13 protein-coding genes are annotated in these 15,504 nt (G+C 72.9%); 7 read left to right on the top strand and 6 right to left on the bottom strand.

Going from position 1 to position 15,504, the window contains the following annotated elements; genetic code table 11:
- Positions 1-53: 53 nt before the first annotated feature.
- From ACFPP6_RS26160 to ACFPP6_RS26175, 4 genes are all read left to right on the top strand, one after another.
- On the top strand, positions 54-617 hold the full coding sequence (locus ACFPP6_RS26160) for a hypothetical protein (RefSeq protein WP_382047015.1): 564 nt from the start codon (positions 54-56) through the stop codon (positions 615-617).
- Positions 618-691: 74 nt separating this feature from the next.
- A complete protein-coding gene (locus ACFPP6_RS26165) occupies positions 692-1,822 on the top strand; it encodes a glycosyltransferase (protein WP_382047018.1) in 1,131 nt (376 codons plus the stop codon).
- A 118-nt stretch (positions 1,823-1,940) separates the two neighbouring features.
- A complete protein-coding gene (locus tag ACFPP6_RS26170; RefSeq protein ID WP_382047021.1) occupies positions 1,941-3,626 on the top strand; it encodes an MDR family MFS transporter in 1,686 nt (561 codons plus the stop codon).
- Between the two features lie 81 nt (positions 3,627-3,707).
- A complete protein-coding gene (locus ACFPP6_RS26175; RefSeq protein WP_382047024.1) occupies positions 3,708-4,418 on the top strand; it encodes a class I SAM-dependent DNA methyltransferase in 711 nt (236 codons plus the stop codon).
- 93 nt (positions 4,419-4,511) lie between these two features.
- Here the strand turns inward: ACFPP6_RS26175 and ppc are convergent, their stop codons facing one another.
- Positions 4,512-7,247 carry a phosphoenolpyruvate carboxylase gene (ppc, locus tag ACFPP6_RS26180; protein ID WP_382047027.1) on the bottom strand — a complete coding sequence of 912 codons (2,736 nt, stop codon included), beginning with the start codon at positions 7,245-7,247 and terminating at the stop codon, positions 4,512-4,514.
- Between the two features lie 194 nt (positions 7,248-7,441).
- Between ppc and ACFPP6_RS26185 the strand changes: the two genes are divergently transcribed.
- On the top strand, positions 7,442-8,422 hold the full coding sequence (locus ACFPP6_RS26185; RefSeq protein WP_382047030.1) for an acyl-CoA desaturase: 981 nt from the start codon (positions 7,442-7,444) through the stop codon (positions 8,420-8,422).
- Positions 8,419-9,111, top strand: a complete 693-nt coding sequence (locus ACFPP6_RS26190) for a TetR/AcrR family transcriptional regulator (RefSeq protein ID WP_168093821.1) — start codon at positions 8,419-8,421, stop codon at positions 9,109-9,111. The genes ACFPP6_RS26185 and ACFPP6_RS26190 overlap by 4 nt, the downstream gene beginning before the upstream one ends.
- A 677-nt stretch (positions 9,112-9,788) precedes the next feature.
- On the opposite strand, the gene ACFPP6_RS26195 is transcribed toward ACFPP6_RS26190, so the two are convergent.
- Positions 9,789-10,580 carry a trans-aconitate 2-methyltransferase gene (locus ACFPP6_RS26195; protein ID WP_382047032.1) on the bottom strand — a complete coding sequence of 264 codons (792 nt, stop codon included), beginning with the start codon at positions 10,578-10,580 and terminating at the stop codon, positions 9,789-9,791.
- Positions 10,581-10,668: 88 nt separating this feature from the next.
- On the opposite strand from ACFPP6_RS26195, the gene ACFPP6_RS26200 reads away from it, so the two are divergent.
- A complete protein-coding gene (locus ACFPP6_RS26200; RefSeq protein WP_336012083.1) occupies positions 10,669-11,166 on the top strand; it encodes a MarR family winged helix-turn-helix transcriptional regulator in 498 nt (165 codons plus the stop codon).
- Here the strand turns inward: ACFPP6_RS26200 and ACFPP6_RS26205 are convergent.
- The 4 genes from ACFPP6_RS26205 to galT form a co-directional block, all read right to left on the bottom strand.
- Complete coding sequence (locus ACFPP6_RS26205; protein WP_382047036.1) at positions 11,125-11,922, bottom strand: response regulator transcription factor; 798 nt, start codon at positions 11,920-11,922, stop codon at positions 11,125-11,127. The genes ACFPP6_RS26200 and ACFPP6_RS26205 overlap by 42 nt on opposite strands.
- Before the next feature lie 306 nt (positions 11,923-12,228).
- Positions 12,229-13,419: a galactokinase gene (gene galK, locus ACFPP6_RS26210; RefSeq protein WP_382047039.1), complete on the bottom strand. Its 1,191-nt coding sequence runs from the start codon at positions 13,417-13,419 to the stop codon at positions 12,229-12,231.
- Positions 13,416-14,390, bottom strand: a complete 975-nt coding sequence (gene galE, locus ACFPP6_RS26215) for a UDP-glucose 4-epimerase GalE (RefSeq protein WP_382047042.1) — start codon at positions 14,388-14,390, stop codon at positions 13,416-13,418. Before galE ends, galK begins: the two co-directional genes overlap by 4 nt.
- Complete coding sequence (galT, locus tag ACFPP6_RS26220; RefSeq protein WP_382047044.1) at positions 14,387-15,490, bottom strand: galactose-1-phosphate uridylyltransferase; 1,104 nt, start codon at positions 15,488-15,490, stop codon at positions 14,387-14,389. The genes galE and galT overlap by 4 nt, the downstream gene beginning before the upstream one ends.
- Between the last annotated feature and the right edge of the window lie 14 nt (positions 15,491-15,504).

Raw genomic sequence — 15,504 nt, forward strand, 5'->3', positions numbered from 1 at the left:
GCCTCGACGCCGCGTCGAGCGGCCTTCCATGACGGCTCGTGAGAATGGCCGCCATGAGGATTCTTTTCGTAGCCGGGGACACGCCGGAGGCGGTTCTTCCGCTCATCGCCGCGGCGCGCGCCGCCCTCGTGGCCGGGCACGAAGTCGTCCTCGCCGGGGCCGCGGACCTGGGCGGGGCGGCGGAGGCGGCCGCCGGGGCCGGGGTCGCCACGGCGGCGGTGACGGCGCGGACGCCGGCCGAGGCGTTCGTGGACACCGGGGGCAACCCCTTCCCCGTACCCCAGGACCCGCACGAGCGCCGGGTGCTGCGCGGCCGCTGCCTGGGGCGGTTCGCCGCGTGGTGCCTGGAGGGCCTGCCCGGCCTCGCGGACCGCCGGCGGCCCGGCGTGGTGGCCGGAGTGCCCTCGGCCTTCGCCGGCCCGCTGGTGGCGGCGCACGCGAAGGTGCCCTACGTGCAGATCACCGCCGCCCCGGGCGAGCCACTGGCCGTGGCCCTCGCGGCCGCCGCCGAGCTGACGCCGCAGCTGGAGGGGCTGGGCCTGTACGCCCTGCCGCGGCCGGACCTGAGCGCGGACACGCCGGAGGCATTCGTCGCGGCCCTCGCCCGGCTGGGCTGACGGACGGCGCCCGCACCGGCCCGGTCGAGGCGTCGTCGAGCGCGACTCGACGCCCGCACCCGACAGTCGGGGCCATGAAGATTCTGTTTGTGGGCGGCAACGGAGCGGGCACGCTCTTTCCCCTCGTCCCGCTCGCGCAGGCGACCCGTAACGCCGGTCATGAGGTCTTCATGACCGGCTGCGAGCCCGTCGTCCCGCTGATCCTGGACGCCGGGCTGCCCGCCTTCGCGGTCACGCCAAAAACCGTGGCCGACTTCCGCATCCCCCCGCTGGGCAACACCGCACCGGTCTCCGGGACGGGCCTGGATTCCCTGATCTCCATCGGCCGCATGTTCGGCCGCTTCGCCGCGGACTGCCTGGGCAGGCTCCGCGAGCTCGTGGACGGCTGGCGCCCGGACCTGGTGGTGGGCGGGGTGCTGGCGTACGCGGCGCCGCTCGTCGCGCAGTACGCGCGCGTGCCCTACGTCCGCTTCGGCACCGAGATGGGCGAACCCCTGGTCGTCACCCTGGCGGCCACGATCGAGCTCGGCGGCGAGCTGGAGCGGGCGGGCCTGACCGCCCTGCCCGCCCCGGACCTCACGCTCTCCTCCTGCCCGCCGTCCGTGCGCCCCGTGCACGCCCCGCCGGCGCTGCCGGTGCGCCACGTCCCGTACACCTCCCAGCGGACCGTCGAGCCGTGGATGCACCGGCGCGACGGCCGGCCGCGCGTCCTGGTGAGCGCGGGCAGCCGGGTGACGCCCGAGCAGGACTTCGACATCCTGCAGGGCCTGGTGCGCGAGGTCGCCCCACTGGACGTCGACCTGCTGATCGCAGCGCCGGAGGGGGTGGCGGGCAAGCTGCGGCCGCTGCCGGCGGGGGCGCACGCGGGCTGGATCCCGCTCGACGTGGCCGGGCCGTCCTGTGACGTGATGGTGCATCACGCGGGCGGCAGCACGACGCTCACGGGCATGGCCCACGGCGTACCGCAGATCCTGCTGACCCACATCGGCGGCCTGGAGTACCCGGCCCGGCTGGAGGAGCTGGGCGCGGCGAAGCTGATCCGCGCCGAGGACGACGGCGCGGAGACCATCGCGGCCGCGATCGGCGAGGTGCTCGGCGATCCGGCGTACCGGCGGGCCGCGGCGCGGCTGCGCGAGGAGGCGCTGGCGATGCCGGCGCCGTCCGAGGTCGTCGGGCGGCTGGAGGAGCTGGCCGCGAAGGCCTGACCATCCGTCGTCCGGCAGCTCTTGACCTCAAGCCGAGTTGAGGTTCAAGCATAGGCAAAAACCGCTGCACGACCAGCGAACACCGCCAACGACCAACTACCACAACAGGTGTGAGGCCATGACGAATACCGCGCAGCCGGCCGCCGCGAGCTCCCAGGGCGAGGAGGGGGACGGCCTCACGCACAAAGCCATCATGACCGTGCTGGTCGGGCTGATGCTGGGACTCTTCCTGGGCGCGCTCGACCTCATGATCATCGCCTCGGCGATGCGGACGATCGCCGACGAACTGCACGGCCAGACGATCCAGGCGTGGGCGACCACGACCTATCTGGTGACGTCGACGATCACGACGCCGCTGCTGGGGAAGTTCTCCGACATCTACGGGCGCAAGCGGATCTACGTGATGTCGATCGTCGTCTTCCTGGCGGGGTCGCTGCTGTGCGGCATGGCGCAGTCGATGTACCAGCTGGCGGCCTTCCGGGGGATCCAGGGCATCGGCGCGGGCGGCGTGATGACCATGGCGTTCGCGATGATGGGCGACATGATGACGCCCGAGCGGCGCAGCCGCTACCAGGGCTACTTCTCGCTGGTGTTCGGCCTGGCCGGGGTGACGGGCCCGCTGCTGGGCGGCTTCTTCGCCGGCATGGGGGAGATAGCGGGCATCGCCGGCTGGCGCTGGGTGTTCCTGGTGAACCTGCCGATCGGCGTGCTGGCACTGATCGTCGTCGCGACGAAGTTCACGATGCCGCGGGTGCGCACCGTCCAGAAGGTGGACTACTGGGGCGCGTTCGCCCTCGCACTGTGCCTGGTGCCGCTGCTGGTGGTGGCGGAGCAGGGCCGCGAGTGGGGCTGGGGGACGCCGCTGTCGCTCGCGATGTTCGCACTGGGGCTGATCGGCCTGGTGATGTTCGTACGGGTGGAATCGGCGATGGGCGATGCGGCGATCATCCCGGTGCGGCTGTTCCGCACCCGGACCTTCTCGGTGATCAATTCGGTGAACATCATCGTCGGCCTGGGCGTCTTCGGGTCGCTGATCTTCCTGCCGCTGTACCTGCAGATGGTCAAGGGGATGTCGCCGACGGCCGCGTCGCTGATGCTGCTGCCGCAGACCGCGGGCACGATCATCGCGAGCCGTACGCTCGGGCCGGTGATCAACCGCAGCGGGCGGTTCAAGGCGTTCCTGCTGCTGGGCCTGTTCCTGGTGACGGCGTCGCTGTTCATGTTCGGCTTCGTCGGACCGGACACGGCGGTGTGGGCGCTGGTGGTGATGACGACGGTCATGGGCCTGGGCATCGGCATCTGCTTCCCGGTGACGCTGATCGCGCTGCAGAACGGGGCGCGCAAGGAGGAGATGGGCGTGGCCAGCGCCGCGTACATGTTCTTCCGGGAGATCGGTGGCACGGCGGGTGTGGCGATCTTCCTGTCGATCATGTTCTCGGTGGTGGGCGACAAGATCTCCGACGCGTTCCGCGCCGCGGCCGGGGACGCCGGCTTCCGGGCGGCGCAGAGCGATCCGCAGGTGGTCGCCGACCCGGCCAACGCACAGGTGCTGGAGGCCGCGCAGCACGGCGGCCGGGGCATCGACCTCGACGACTCGTCCTGGCTGGCGAACGCCGACGAGCGGCTGGCGCGCCCGGTCCTGGAAGGCATGGCCGATGCCGTGAACACGGTCTACATCACGGCGGGCTGCGTGATGCTCGTGGCGCTCCTCGTGGCCTTCCTCCTGAAGGAGAAGAAGAAGGAGGAGGAGACGCAGGGTGCCGGGGCCGGCGAGAAGGGCGCGGAGCCGGCCGCGGCCGGCTGACGCGAGCACGGGTCGAGTGGGCCCCTAGGCGGGCCCGTCAGGCTGGGTGGTCGTTGTTGTCACGGAGCTGGGGGGAGACTCATGTACGAGAACGACCGCGCTGCGGAGATGTACGACCTGCTGTACGAGGACAAGAAGGACTACCGGTCGGAGGCCGGCCAGGTGGCCCGGCTGATCCGGGCGCACCGGCCGGACGCCGCCGCCCTGCTGGACGTGGCCTGCGGCACGGGCATCCACCTGCAGGCGTTCGCGGAGCTGTTCGCGCACGTGGAGGGCGTGGACCTGGCGGAGCCGATGCTGGCGATGGCGGCGCGGCGCCTGCCGGGCGTTCCGCTGCACGCCGGCGACATGCGTTCGTTCCGCCCGGAGCGCAGCTTCGACGCCGCCGTCTGCATGTTCAGCTCGATCGCGTACATGCGCTCGGCCGCGGACCTGGACCGGGCCGTCGCGACGCTGGCGGCCGCGGTGGTGCCCGGCGGTGTCGTCCTGGTGGAGCCGTGGTGGTTCCCGGAGACGTTCCTGGACGGGTACGTGGCCGGCCACGCACTCACCCGTGACGGCCGCACCATCACCCGCGTCTCGCACTCCACCCGGGAGGGCGGCATGACGCGCATGGAGCTCCACTACGTCCTGGCGGACGCCCGCGGCGTGGAGCACCGCAGCGAGGTCGACATGCTCACGCTGTTCACCCGCGAGCAGTACGAGGAGGCCTTCTCCCGGGCCGGGGTGAAGGCGGAGTACGTGGAGTCCGAGGGGAAGGGGCCGGGCTTCTTCGTGGGCGTGCGCGGCTGAGCCGCCGCCCGTCCGCACACCCGGCCCGTACGGCGGCGGGGCGCCCCTTCCGGCATGAAGGGGCGACCCGCTCCGCTGTTCTCCCGTCCGCGGTCAGCCGGTGTTGCGGAGACCCGCGGCCACGCCGTTGACGGTGAGCAGGAGCGCACGCGCCAGCAGCGGGTCGGCGGGCTCTCCGCGCTCGGCGGCCTGGCGCTGGCGGTGCAGCAGCGTGACCTGGAGGTAGGAGATCGGGTCCAGGTAGGCGTCGCGAATGTGGAAGGTCTGGCGCAGGACGGGGCTCGCGTCGAGCAGCTCGGCCTCGCCGGTGATGCGCAGGACCTCCTGGACGGTCAGCTCGTGCTCGGCCTTGATGGCGTCGAAGACGTGCTTGAGCTCGTCGGGCACGAGGGTGTCGACGTAGTGCTGCGCGATGCGCAGGTCGGTCTTGGCGAGCGTCATCTCGACGTTGGACAGGAAGTTCTGGAAGAAGTGCCAGTGCTCGTGCATCTCGTCCAGGACGGTGTCCAGGCCGGCCTCGCGGGCGGCCTTGAGGCCGGAGCCGACGCCGAACCAGCCGGGCACGATCTGCCGGGACTGGGTCCAGCCGAAGACCCACGGGATGGCCCGCAGGCCGTCCAGGCCCGCGCCGGAGTCGGGGCGGCGCGAGGGGCGCGAGCCGAGGTGGAGCTCGGCGAGCTGGTCGACGGGGGTGGAGGCGAAGAAGTACGCCGGCAGGTCCGGGTCCTCGACGAGGCGGCGGTAGGCGGCGTGGGCGGCGTCGGAGACGGTGTCCATGGCCGCGTCCCAGCGGGCGAGGGCCTCGTCGGACTGGCGGGGCGCGGTGTGCAGGGCGGAGGCCTGCAGGGTCGCGGCGACCGTCAGCTCCAGGTTCTCCCGGGCGAGGGCCGGCAGCAGGTACTTGTCGGAGATGACCTCGCCCTGCTCGGTCACCTTGATCTCGCCCTCCAGGGTGCCCCAGGGCTGGGCGAGGATCGCGTCGTGGGTGGGGCCGCCGCCGCGGCCGACGGTGCCGCCGCGGCCGTGGAAGAGGCGCAGGCGGACGCCGTAGCGGTGGGCGACGTCGCGCAGGCGGCGCTGGGCGCGGTGGATCTCCCACTGGGAAGTGGTGATGCCGCCGAACTTGGAGGAGTCGGAGTAGCCGAGCATGACCTCCTGGACGTCCCCGCGGAGGGCGACCAGGCGCCGGTAGGAGGGGTCGGCGAGCATGTCGTCGAGGATGCGGTCGGCTTCCTTGAGCTCGTCCGTGGTCTCCAGGAGCGGCACGATGCCGATCTTCGCCCAGCCGGCGTGCAGGTCGATCAGACCGGCCTCGCGGGCGAGGACGGCGGCGGCGAAGACGTCGTCGGCGCCCTGGCACATGGAGATGATGTACGACTCGACGACCTCGGGGCCGAACTTCTCCAGCGCCTCGCTGATCGTGCCGAAGACGCCGAGGGTCTTTGCGCCGGCCGCGTCGAGGGGCGCGGGGCTGGGGGCCAGCGGGCGGCGCGAGCGCAGCTCCTTGGCGAGGAGCTTGCGGCGGTAGTCGCGCGGCATGTCCGCGTAGCGCCAGGACTCCTCGCCGAGGCGGTCGAAGAGCTGGCCGAGGGCGTGGTGGTGGGCGTCGGCGTGCTCGCGGACGTCCATGGTGGCCAGGTGCAGGCCGAAGGCGGCCAGGGTGCGCAGGGCGCGCTCCAGGCGGCCGTCGGCGATCAGGCGGCCGCGGTGGGCGCGCAGGGAGTCCTGGATGATCTGCAGGTCGGCGAGGAGCTCGGTGGTGCCGAGGTAGTCGCGGCCCTCCTCGTGCGGGGTGTTGCGGGCCAGGCGCTCGCGGGTGTTGACGAGCTTCTGGCGGATGCACGTCGCCTTGAGGCGGTAGGGCTCCTCGGCGTTGAGGCGCTTGTAGCGGGGGCTGATCTCCGGCAGCAGTTCGAGGTCGCGCTGGAGGGAGGCGAGGAGCTCCTCGGTGGCGCCGCTGTTGCGGATGGAGTTCGACAGGGCGCCGCGCAGGAGGTCGACGAGCTCCAGGGCGTCGGTGATGCCGTGCTCGTGCTGCAGGATCAGCACGTCCCAGGTGACCTGCGGGGTGACGTTGGGGTTGCCGTCGCGGTCGCCGCCGATCCAGGTGCCGAAGGTCAGCGGGCGGGTGGTGGCGGGCAGGGCGACGCCCACCCGGTCCAGCTCGGCGGCCAGGTCCTCCAGGACGTCGCCGACGGCGTTGGCGTGCAGCTCGTCCAGGTAGTAGATGGCGTTGCGGGCCTCATCCGTGGGCTCGGGGCGGGCCACGCGCAGCTCGTCGGTCTGCCAGAGCAGGTCGATGTTCTCGGCCAGGCGCAGGTCGGTGCGGCGCCGGTCGCCGGTGGCGCCCGCGGAGCGGGAGTCCAGGGTGTCGAGGAGCTCGGCGATGCGGCGGAGCTTGTTGAGGACGCTGCGGCGGGCGGCCTCGGTGGGGTGGGCGGTGAAGACGGGACGCACCCCGAGGTGCTCGACGGTCTCCCGGACGTGCTCGGGGTCGGCCTCCTTCAGCTGGTCCGCGGTGCGGGCGAGGATCGAGCCCTCGGCGGCCCGCTTGGCGGCCAGCTCGCGCCCGCGGTGCACCTGCTCGGTGACGTTCGCCAGGTGGAAGTAGGTCGAGAAGGCCCGGACGAGCTTGGCCGCGGTCTCCAGGTCGGTGGCGCCGAGCAGCTCGGCGGCGGCCTCCCCGTCGCTGCGGGTCAGGGCGCGGACCCGCTCCACCAGATCGAGGAGCTCTTCACCCTCCTGACGGACCAGGGTCTCGCCGAGGAGATCGCCGAGGCGGCGGATGTCGGCGCGCAGGGCGGCGTTGGTGTTGTCGGCACTGCTCACAGGTGCTGCTCCTTGCAGAGTTTCCGGCACGTCTGGAGGGGTTGCGGACCGCGCTGTCCGACGCCCACCAGCATAGGTCGCCCTCCGACGCGCGGTTGTCCACAGCCCTCTTGCTCCGCGCTCCCGCCCTGCCATACTTACGAAGCCGTAGGTTACGGAACCGTAGCCATGCCCCGACCCCCATGAGGGAACCCATGACTGCAAGCCCCGACGTGATCGAAGACGCGCCGAAGGCCCAGGGAGCCCCGCTCCAGTCCGCCACGCTCGGCGGCGACAGCAAGCGTTCCGTCGAGCAGATCGCCCTGCTGCTGTTCATCACCGTGCCGTTCCTCGCCCTCGTCGCGGCGATCCCGCTGGCCTGGGGCTGGGGCGTGAGCTGGCTCGACCTGGGCCTGATGGTGGCCATGTACTACATCGGCTGCCACGGCATCACCATCGGCTTCCACCGCTATTTCACGCACGGCTCCTTCAAGGCCAAGCGGCCGTTGCGGATCGCCCTGGCGATCATGGGGTCGATGGCGGTGGAGGGACCGCTGGTCCGCTGGGTCGCCGATCACCGCAGGCACCACCGGTTCTCCGACGCCGAGGGCGACCCGCACTCCCCCTGGCGCTACGGCGAGACGGTGCCGGCCCTGATGAAGGGGCTCTGGTGGGCCCACGTCGGCTGGATGTTCGACGAGGAGCAGACCCCCCAGCACAAGTACGCCCCCGATCTGATCAAGGATCCGGACATCCGGGCGGTCTCCCGCCAGTTCGTGCTGTGGACGTCGGTGTCCCTGCTGATCCCGCCGCTCGTCGGCGGCCTGGCCACCTGGTCCTGGCAGGGTGCCGCGACGGCGTTCTTCTGGGGTTCGCTGGTACGGGTGGCTCTGCTGCACCATGTGACGTGGTCCATCAACTCCATCTGCCACGCCGTGGGCAAGCGGCCGTTCAAATCCCGCGACCGCTCGGGCAACGTGTGGTGGCTGGCGATCCTCTCCTGTGGTGAGTCCTGGCACAACCTGCACCACGCGGACCCGACCTCCGCCCGGCACGGCGTGCTGAAGGGGCAGCTGGACTCCAGCGCCCGCCTCATCCGCTGGTTCGAGCAGGCAGGCTGGGCGTACGACGTGCGGTGGCCGAAGGCGGACCGCTTGGAATCCCGGCGAAAGGAGAGTGCCGCTCAGGCGGCATGATTGACAGCGTGGCGATCGACAGCAATACCACCAGTAACAAGGACCGGGCCCAGGCTGCGGGGCCCCGGCGCACCCGGCGGGTGCGGATGACCGGCGCGGAGCGCCGCGAGCAGCTGCTGGACATCGGTCGCACACTCTTCGCCGAGCGGGGCTTCGAGGGCACGTCCGTCGAGGAGATCGCGGCCAAGGCCGGGGTCTCCAAGCCCGTCGTCTACGAGCACTTCGGCGGCAAGGAGGGGCTGTACGCGGTGGTCGTCGACCGCGAGATGCGGCAGCTGCTGGACATGGTCACGGGCGCGCTCACCGCGGGCCACCCGCGGGAGCTGCTGGAACAGGCCGCGTTCGCCCTCCTCGACTACATCGAGACGTACACGGACGGCTTCCGCATCCTCGTCCGCGACTCGCCGGTGGCCCAGTCCACCGGCACCTTCGCCTCGCTGATCAGCGACATCGCCACCCAGGTCGAGGACATCCTCGGCCTGGAGTTCAAGGCCCGCGGCTTCGACGCGAAACTGGCCCCCCTGTACGCCCAGGCCCTCGTCGGCATGGTCGCCCTCACGGGCCAGTGGTGGCTGGACGTCCGCAAGCCGAAGAAGGCGGAGGTGGCGGCGCACCTGGTGAATCTGGCGTGGCACGGCCTGGACGGCTTGGAGCCGAAGCCGCGCCTTGTTGGGCACAGGCGCGCCTGACAGCACGGAACGGGGGCGGCGCCCCCGTCACCCCGGGTTCAAGGGGGCGAGCCCCCTTGAACCCGCCACGGTGGCGGCATGCAGGCCCACGCAGGTCCAGGATGCCTCGCATCCTGGAATCCGCCGCGACGGCGAGCCACCACAACGGCGAAGCCCGGCGGTGCCGTACGGGCCCAGGTTGGCCCGGCACCGCCGGATCCGGCCGCGGTGGCTGATCGCCGTCGCGGCGGAAATGAAGGGGCGAGCCCCCTTCACAGCGCACTCGCCGCGCAGGCTCAGGCAGGCTCAGGATGCACACGCACCCTTGAAACCGCCGCCACGGCGCGCAACCACAACGGTGGAGACCGGCGGTGCCGTACAGGCTCAGGTGGGCCCGGCACCGCCGGAAAGCGCCACCGTGGCTGATCGCCGTCGCGGCGGGAATGAAGGGGCGAGCCCCCCTTCACAGCGCACTCGCCGCGCAGGCTCAGGATGCACACGCACCCTTGAAACCGCCGCCACGGCGCGCAACCACAACGGTGCAGACCGGCGGTGCCGTACAGGCTCAGGTGGGCCCGGCACCGCCGGATCCGGCCGCGGTGGCTGATCGCCGTCGCGGCGGGAATGAAGGGGCGAGCCCCTTCACGGCGCACGCGCCGTACGGGCTCAGGTGGTCCCGTCACGCACCGGACCGGAGGTCAGCCGTGGTGGGCCACGGTGAAGATCCGCCGGAAGGGGAAGAGCGTGCCGTGCGGGCCCGGGGGGTACGCCTCGCGGAGGAGGGCGGCGTATTCCGAGAGGAAGCGCGACGTCGCCTCCGCGTCGTCCGCCAGCGCCGTCAGGACCGGCCTCAGGGTCGTGCCCTTCGTCCAGTCCAGGACCGCGTCCTCGCCCTCCAGCACGTGGACGTACGTCGTCTCCCAGGCGTCCACCGCCAGCCCCAGCCCGGCGAGCCGTTCCAGATACTCCGCGGGCGACAGCACGCACCCGGGCCGGTACAGCCCGCCCAGCCGGCCCCGCCACGCCTCGCTCTCGCAGAGCTCGTGCAGGAGCACGTGGCTCGGGGCGTCGAAGTTCCCCGGCACGGTGAAGGCGAAGACCCCGCCGGGGGCGAGCCCCTCCACCCACCGCGGGAACGACTCCGCATGCCCCCGCACCCACTGGAACGTCGCGCTGGAGACGATCAGGTCGTACATCTCCTCCGGCGCCCACCGCCTCAGGTCCGCGTGGGCGAAGGCCACACCCGGCACCCCGGCCCGCGCCTTCCGCAGCATCGCCTCCGAGTTGTCCAGCCCCGTGATCCGGGCCCCGGGCCACCGCTCGGCGAGCAGGGCCGTGACGTTGCCCGGGCCGCAGCCGAGGTCCACGATCCGCGCGGGATCGCGGAGCGGGACGCGGGCGAGGAGGTCGTGGAAGGGCCGGGACCGGGGGCCGGAGTGACGCAGGTACTGCTCGGGGTCCCAGGCAGGCGTGGCAGCGGTCGTCGTCATGCTTCCAGCATCACGCTCCAAATATCTCGACGTCAAGAGACTTAACATCAAGAGACTTCATGTCGACAGACCCTCTACACTGATCAGCATGGAGGACGAGGTCGATCGGCTGGTTTCAGCATGGCGCCGCGAGCGCCCTGACCTCGACGTGGAGCCACTCGAGGTGCTCAGTCGCGTGAGCAGGCTCGCGCGACACCTCGACCGGGCCCGCCGCCTGGCCTTCGCCGAGCACGAGCTGGAGCCCTGGGAGTTCGACGTGCTGACGGCGCTGCGCCGCGCCGGGGCCCCGTACCAGCTCTCGCCCGGCCAGTTGCTGACCCAGACGCTGGTCACCTCCGGCACGATGACCAACCGGATCGACCGGCTCACGAAGAAGGGCCTCGTCCAACGCGAGCCCGACCCGAGCGACCGCCGCGGCGTGCTCGTGCGCCTCACCGACGAGGGCCGGGACCGCGCCGACGAGGCGCTGGCCGGGCTCCTGGAGCAGGAGCGCGCCATCCTCGTCGAGCTGTCCCGCACCCAGCGCCGCGAGCTGGCCGATCTGCTACGCCAGCTGACCGCCCCGTTCGACAACACTCCCGGTTAGGTCCACCGGCCCCACCCCGGCGCGCCGCGCCAGCGCGACCGCCGCGAGCGTGGAGTGCACGCCGAGCTTGCCCAGGACGTTCTGCATGTGGGTGCGGACGGTGTGCGGGGAGAGGTAGAGCCGCTCGGCGACGGCCTTGCGGCCGAGCCCGGCCACCATGCAGCGCAGCACTTCGCGCTCGCGCGGCGTGAGGGACTCCACCAGCCGCTCGCTCTCGGTGCGGTGCTTGCGGGCGGCCGTGAGCTCCCGCAGCACGCCCGTCAGCAGGGCGGGCGGCAGGTGCGTCTCGTCGCGCAGGACACCGCGGATGACGGCCAGCAGCCGCGACAGCGAGCAGTCCTTGGCCACCCAGCCGCCGGCGCCCGCCTGCAGGGCCGCGGCGGCCCTTCTGGGGTCGTCGCGCTCGGCGAGCACCACCGTGCGCACCGCGGGGTGCGCACTGCGCACTCCGGCCACGAGGGAGATACCGTCGACCGCGCCCTCCCCCGGCCCGCCGCCCTCGTGCACGGAGCCGTGGGCCGGGCCCCTGAGCTGCCCGGACACGCCGCCGTCCTGGACGACCGTGCCGAGATCGGCGTCGATGAGGAGCACGTCGAAGCGGCGCCCCTCCGCTGCCGCCCGCTCCAGCGCGCGCAGCGCCGCCGGCCCGCTGCCGGCCGCGGAGACCTCCACGTCCTGCTCGGCCGCGAGGGCGGCGGCGAGCGACTCGGCGAAGATGCGGTGGTCGTCGACCACCAGTACCCGAATACGTGCCACTGCCACCCCCATATCCCGGGCGGCGGCCAGTGCGGGTACGGCGCCCGGTCCGGGGCCGCCACACGCCGCACGGCCGCCGCCGCACTGATGACTTACACCCCGCCCCGGGCGTCGTACCTGCCTGTCTCGCCCCCTGATCAGCGTCGGCCCCCACCGACGCTGTGCATCAGCGTACGGCGGGGGTCCCGCAACGGAAGCCGATTGGCAAAACTGCTCGACCCGCCTGTTTATGGTGAGCTTTCTGTTCAGTATTGAGGCAGTGAACGACATGGAACGACGCGAAGTTGACCATGCCCGACTGCACGATCAGGGAGGGGTCCGCGGCGCTCCCGTCGCTCCGGTCCGCTCCCCACCTCGGTACACCCGCCGCGCACCGCCGCCCGCCACCGCTGCGAAGACCCGCGGCGGACGGTGCCCGGCCGCCGCGAAGGCGGCCGTGACGGCCCCGCGGACCGCCTCCGCGGCCGGCTCCTCCACGAGCGCCAGCGCCGAGCCGCCGAATCCCGCGCCGGTCATCCGCGCCCCGAGCGCGCCCGCTTCGTTCGCGACCGCGACGGCCAGATCCAGCTCCGGGCAGGAGACCGCGAAGTCGTCGCGCAGGGAGGCGTGCCCGGCGGTCAGCAGGGGCCCGGCCGCGCGCGGCTCGCCCGCGCCGAGGAGCTCCACGACCCGCCGGACCCGCTCCCCCTCGGTCACCACGTGCCGCACGAGCCGCCGCACGCCCGCATCGGCGAGCCCGTCCAGCGCCGCGTCCAGCTCCCCGTACGGCACGTCCCGCAGCGCCCGTACGCCCAGCGCCCGGGCCCCCGCCTCGCAGCCCGCGCGCCGCGCCGCGTACGCACCGTCGGCCAGGGCGTGCCGGACGCGGGTGTCGACGACGAGCAGCCGCAGCCCGTGCGCGGCCAGGTCGAAGGGCACCTGGCGCGGCGCCGGGTCGCGGGTGTCCAGGTGCAGGGCGTGGCCGGCGGTGCAGCAGGCGGACGCCGCCTGGTCCATGAGCCCGCAGGGGACGCCCACGAAGGCGTTCTCGGCGCGCTGCGCGAGCCGGGCGAGGGCGAGGGGGTCGCAGGCGGCGCCGTGCAGCTCGGTGAGCGCCAGGGCCGTGGCGACCTCCAGGGCGGCGGAGGACGACAGGCCCGCGCCCGCCGGCACGTCGCTCTCGACGTACACGTCGGCGCCGCCCACCGGAAGGCCCGCCTCGCGCAACGCCCAGGCGACGCCCGCCGGATAGGCGGCCCAGCCCTCCACGCGGCCGGGGGCGAGCTCCGCGAGGGACAGCTCGGCCGCGCCCGCCGCCTCGCGCGAGCGCAGCCGCAGCACGCCGTCCGTACGGGCCGCCGCGGCGACCCGGGTGCACTGCGGGAGGGCGATCGGCAGGACGTGGCCCTCGTTGACGTCGGTGTACTCGCCGATGAGGTTGACCCGTCCGGGCGCGGCCCAGACGCCCCCGGGGGCGTACCCGTAGGCGCGCTCGAAGCCCTCGGCCGCGGTGTTCACTGCTCCGGCCCGCGGCGCGCGAACTCCCAGGCGTCGGCGACGATTCCGGCCAGGTCCGGGCGGCGCGGGGTCCAGCCGAGGGTCTCGCGGGCGCGCTCGGCCGAGGCCACGAGGACGGCCGGGTCCCCCGCGCGGCGCGGGGCGGCGACCTGCGGGACGGGGTGCCCGGTGACCTTGCGGACGGTCTCGATCACCTCGTGGACGGAGAAGCCGTTGCCGTTGCCCAGGTTGCAGATGAGGTGTTCGCCGTCGCGGGCGGCGGAGAGGGCGCGCAGGTGGGCCTCGGCGAGGTCGGCGACGTGGATGTAGTCGCGGATGCACGTGCCGTCCGGGGTGGGGTAGTCGTCGCCGTAGACCGCGACGGCCTCGCGCTCGCCGCGGGCCACCTGCAGGACGAGCGGGATGAGGTGCGTCTCGGGGGTGTGCCGCTCGCCGTAGGGCCCGTAGGCGCCCGCCACGTTGAAGTAGCGCAGGGAGACGGCGGCCAGGCCGTGGGCGGCGCACTCGCCGCCGATCATGTGGTCCACGGCGAGCTTGGTGGCGCCGTAGGGGTTGGTGGGGGCGGTGGGGGCGTCCTCGGTGATGGGCACGCCGGCCGGTTCGCCGTAGGTGGCGGCGGTGGACGAGAAGACCAGGGTGCGCACGCCCGCGTCGCGCATGGCGGCGAGCAGGTCCGCGGTGCCGCCGACGTTGTTGCGCCAGTACGGCTCGGGGTCGGCCACGGACTGGCCGACCTGCGAGAACGCCGCGAAGTGCAGCACGGCGTCGTAGGAGCTGTCGAGCCACCGGCCCGCGTCCTGCACGCGGCCCTCGACGAAGGCGGCGCCCTCCGGGACGGCGGCCCGGTGCCCGGTCGAGAGGTCGTCGAGGACGGTCACGGCGTGCCCGGCGGCCAGCAGATGCGCCGCCACGACGCTGCCGACGTAGCCCGCGCCGCCCGTGACCAGGCACTTCCTGCTGCTCTCGCTCATTCGCTCGCTACCTCTCGCAGTCGCTCCGCCGCAGCCTCGGGCGGCACATCGTTGATGAACACGTTCATGCCGGATTCGGAACCAGCGAGGAACTTCAGCTTGCCGGGAGCCCGGCGGACGGTGAAGAGCTCGAGGTGGAGCGCGAATTCACTCCTGCGGGGGTCCTGGAACGGCGCCTGGTGCCAGGCGGAGACGTACGGGGTGGGCGGCACGGCGGGCGGCACGGCCGTGCTGTGCCCGTCCCCGCCTTCCCGCCCATCGAAAATCCGGTCGAACCGGCGCAACAGTTCCAGGTAGACCTGTGGGAACTCTGTGCGCGCCGCGTCGTCGAGCGCGAGCAGGTCGGGCACGCGGCGGCGGGGGTACAGGTGCACCTCGTACGGCCAGCGGGCGGCGTACGGGACGAAGGCCGTCCAGTGGTCGGTGGCGAGGACGATGCGGCGGCCGTCCTCGCGCTCGCCGGCCACGACGACGTCGAAGAGGTTGCGGCCGCCGCCCGTGCGGGTCCCGTGCGCGGCGGCGTGTGCGGCGGCGGAGGCGAGCATGCGCTCCGTGCGCGGCGTCACGAACGGGTACGCGTAGATCTGGCCGTGCGGGTGGCCGAGGGTGACGCCGATCTCCTCGCCGCGGTTCTCGAAGCAGAACACCTGCCGCACGGCGGGGAGCGCGGCCAGCTCGGCGGTGCGGTCGGTCCAGACCGCGAGGACGAGGGCCGCGCGGGCGTCGGTGAGACCGGCGAAGGAGGCGTGGTGGTCGGGGGTGAAGCAGACGACTTCGCACCGGCCTGCGGGGCCCGCGAGCGACGGGAAGCGGTTCTCGAAGACGGCGACTTCGTAGTCGGTGGCGGGGATTTCCGTGGGGCGCCCGGGACTTGAGGGGCACAGGGGGCACGCTTCCGCGGGCGGGAGGAAGGTGCGGGTCTGGCGGTGGGAGGCGATGACGACGTCGTCGCCGAGGATCTGGTCGTGGCGGACTTCGGTGACGGTGGTTGCGGCGGGGGGAAGGGGGCGGGGGTCGGGGGGCTCGCGTATGGGGTCGGCGCGGAGGTCGTAGTAGATGAGCTCGCGACCGTCGGCGAGCTTGGTTGCCGTCTTCCTCACGGGGCTCACGGGTT

This window comes from Streptomyces aureoversilis (genome assembly GCF_042657885.1).
Lineage (GTDB): Bacteria > Actinomycetota > Actinomycetes > Streptomycetales > Streptomycetaceae > Streptomyces > Streptomyces aureoversilis.

What these genes read in the sequence shown, in the direction of transcription:
- ACFPP6_RS26160 (WP_382047015.1), top strand. Translation starts at nt 54, where the DNA reads ATGAGGATTCTTTTCGTAGCCGGGGACACGCCGGAGGCGGTTCTTCCG.
- ACFPP6_RS26165 (WP_382047018.1), top strand. Translation starts at nt 692, where the DNA reads ATGAAGATTCTGTTTGTGGGCGGCAACGGAGCGGGCACGCTCTTTCCC.
- ACFPP6_RS26170 (WP_382047021.1), top strand. Translation starts at nt 1,941, where the DNA reads ATGACGAATACCGCGCAGCCGGCCGCCGCGAGCTCCCAGGGCGAGGAG.
- ACFPP6_RS26175 (WP_382047024.1), top strand. Translation starts at nt 3,708, where the DNA reads ATGTACGAGAACGACCGCGCTGCGGAGATGTACGACCTGCTGTACGAG.
- ACFPP6_RS26185 (WP_382047030.1), top strand. Translation starts at nt 7,442, where the DNA reads ATGACTGCAAGCCCCGACGTGATCGAAGACGCGCCGAAGGCCCAGGGA.
- ACFPP6_RS26190 (WP_168093821.1), top strand. Translation starts at nt 8,419, where the DNA reads ATGATTGACAGCGTGGCGATCGACAGCAATACCACCAGTAACAAGGAC.
- ACFPP6_RS26195 (WP_382047032.1), bottom strand. Translation starts at nt 10,580, where the DNA reads ATGACGACGACCGCTGCCACGCCTGCCTGGGACCCCGAGCAGTACCTG.
- ACFPP6_RS26200 (WP_336012083.1), top strand. Translation starts at nt 10,669, where the DNA reads ATGGAGGACGAGGTCGATCGGCTGGTTTCAGCATGGCGCCGCGAGCGC.
- galE (WP_382047042.1), bottom strand. Translation starts at nt 14,390, where the DNA reads ATGAGCGAGAGCAGCAGGAAGTGCCTGGTCACGGGCGGCGCGGGCTAC.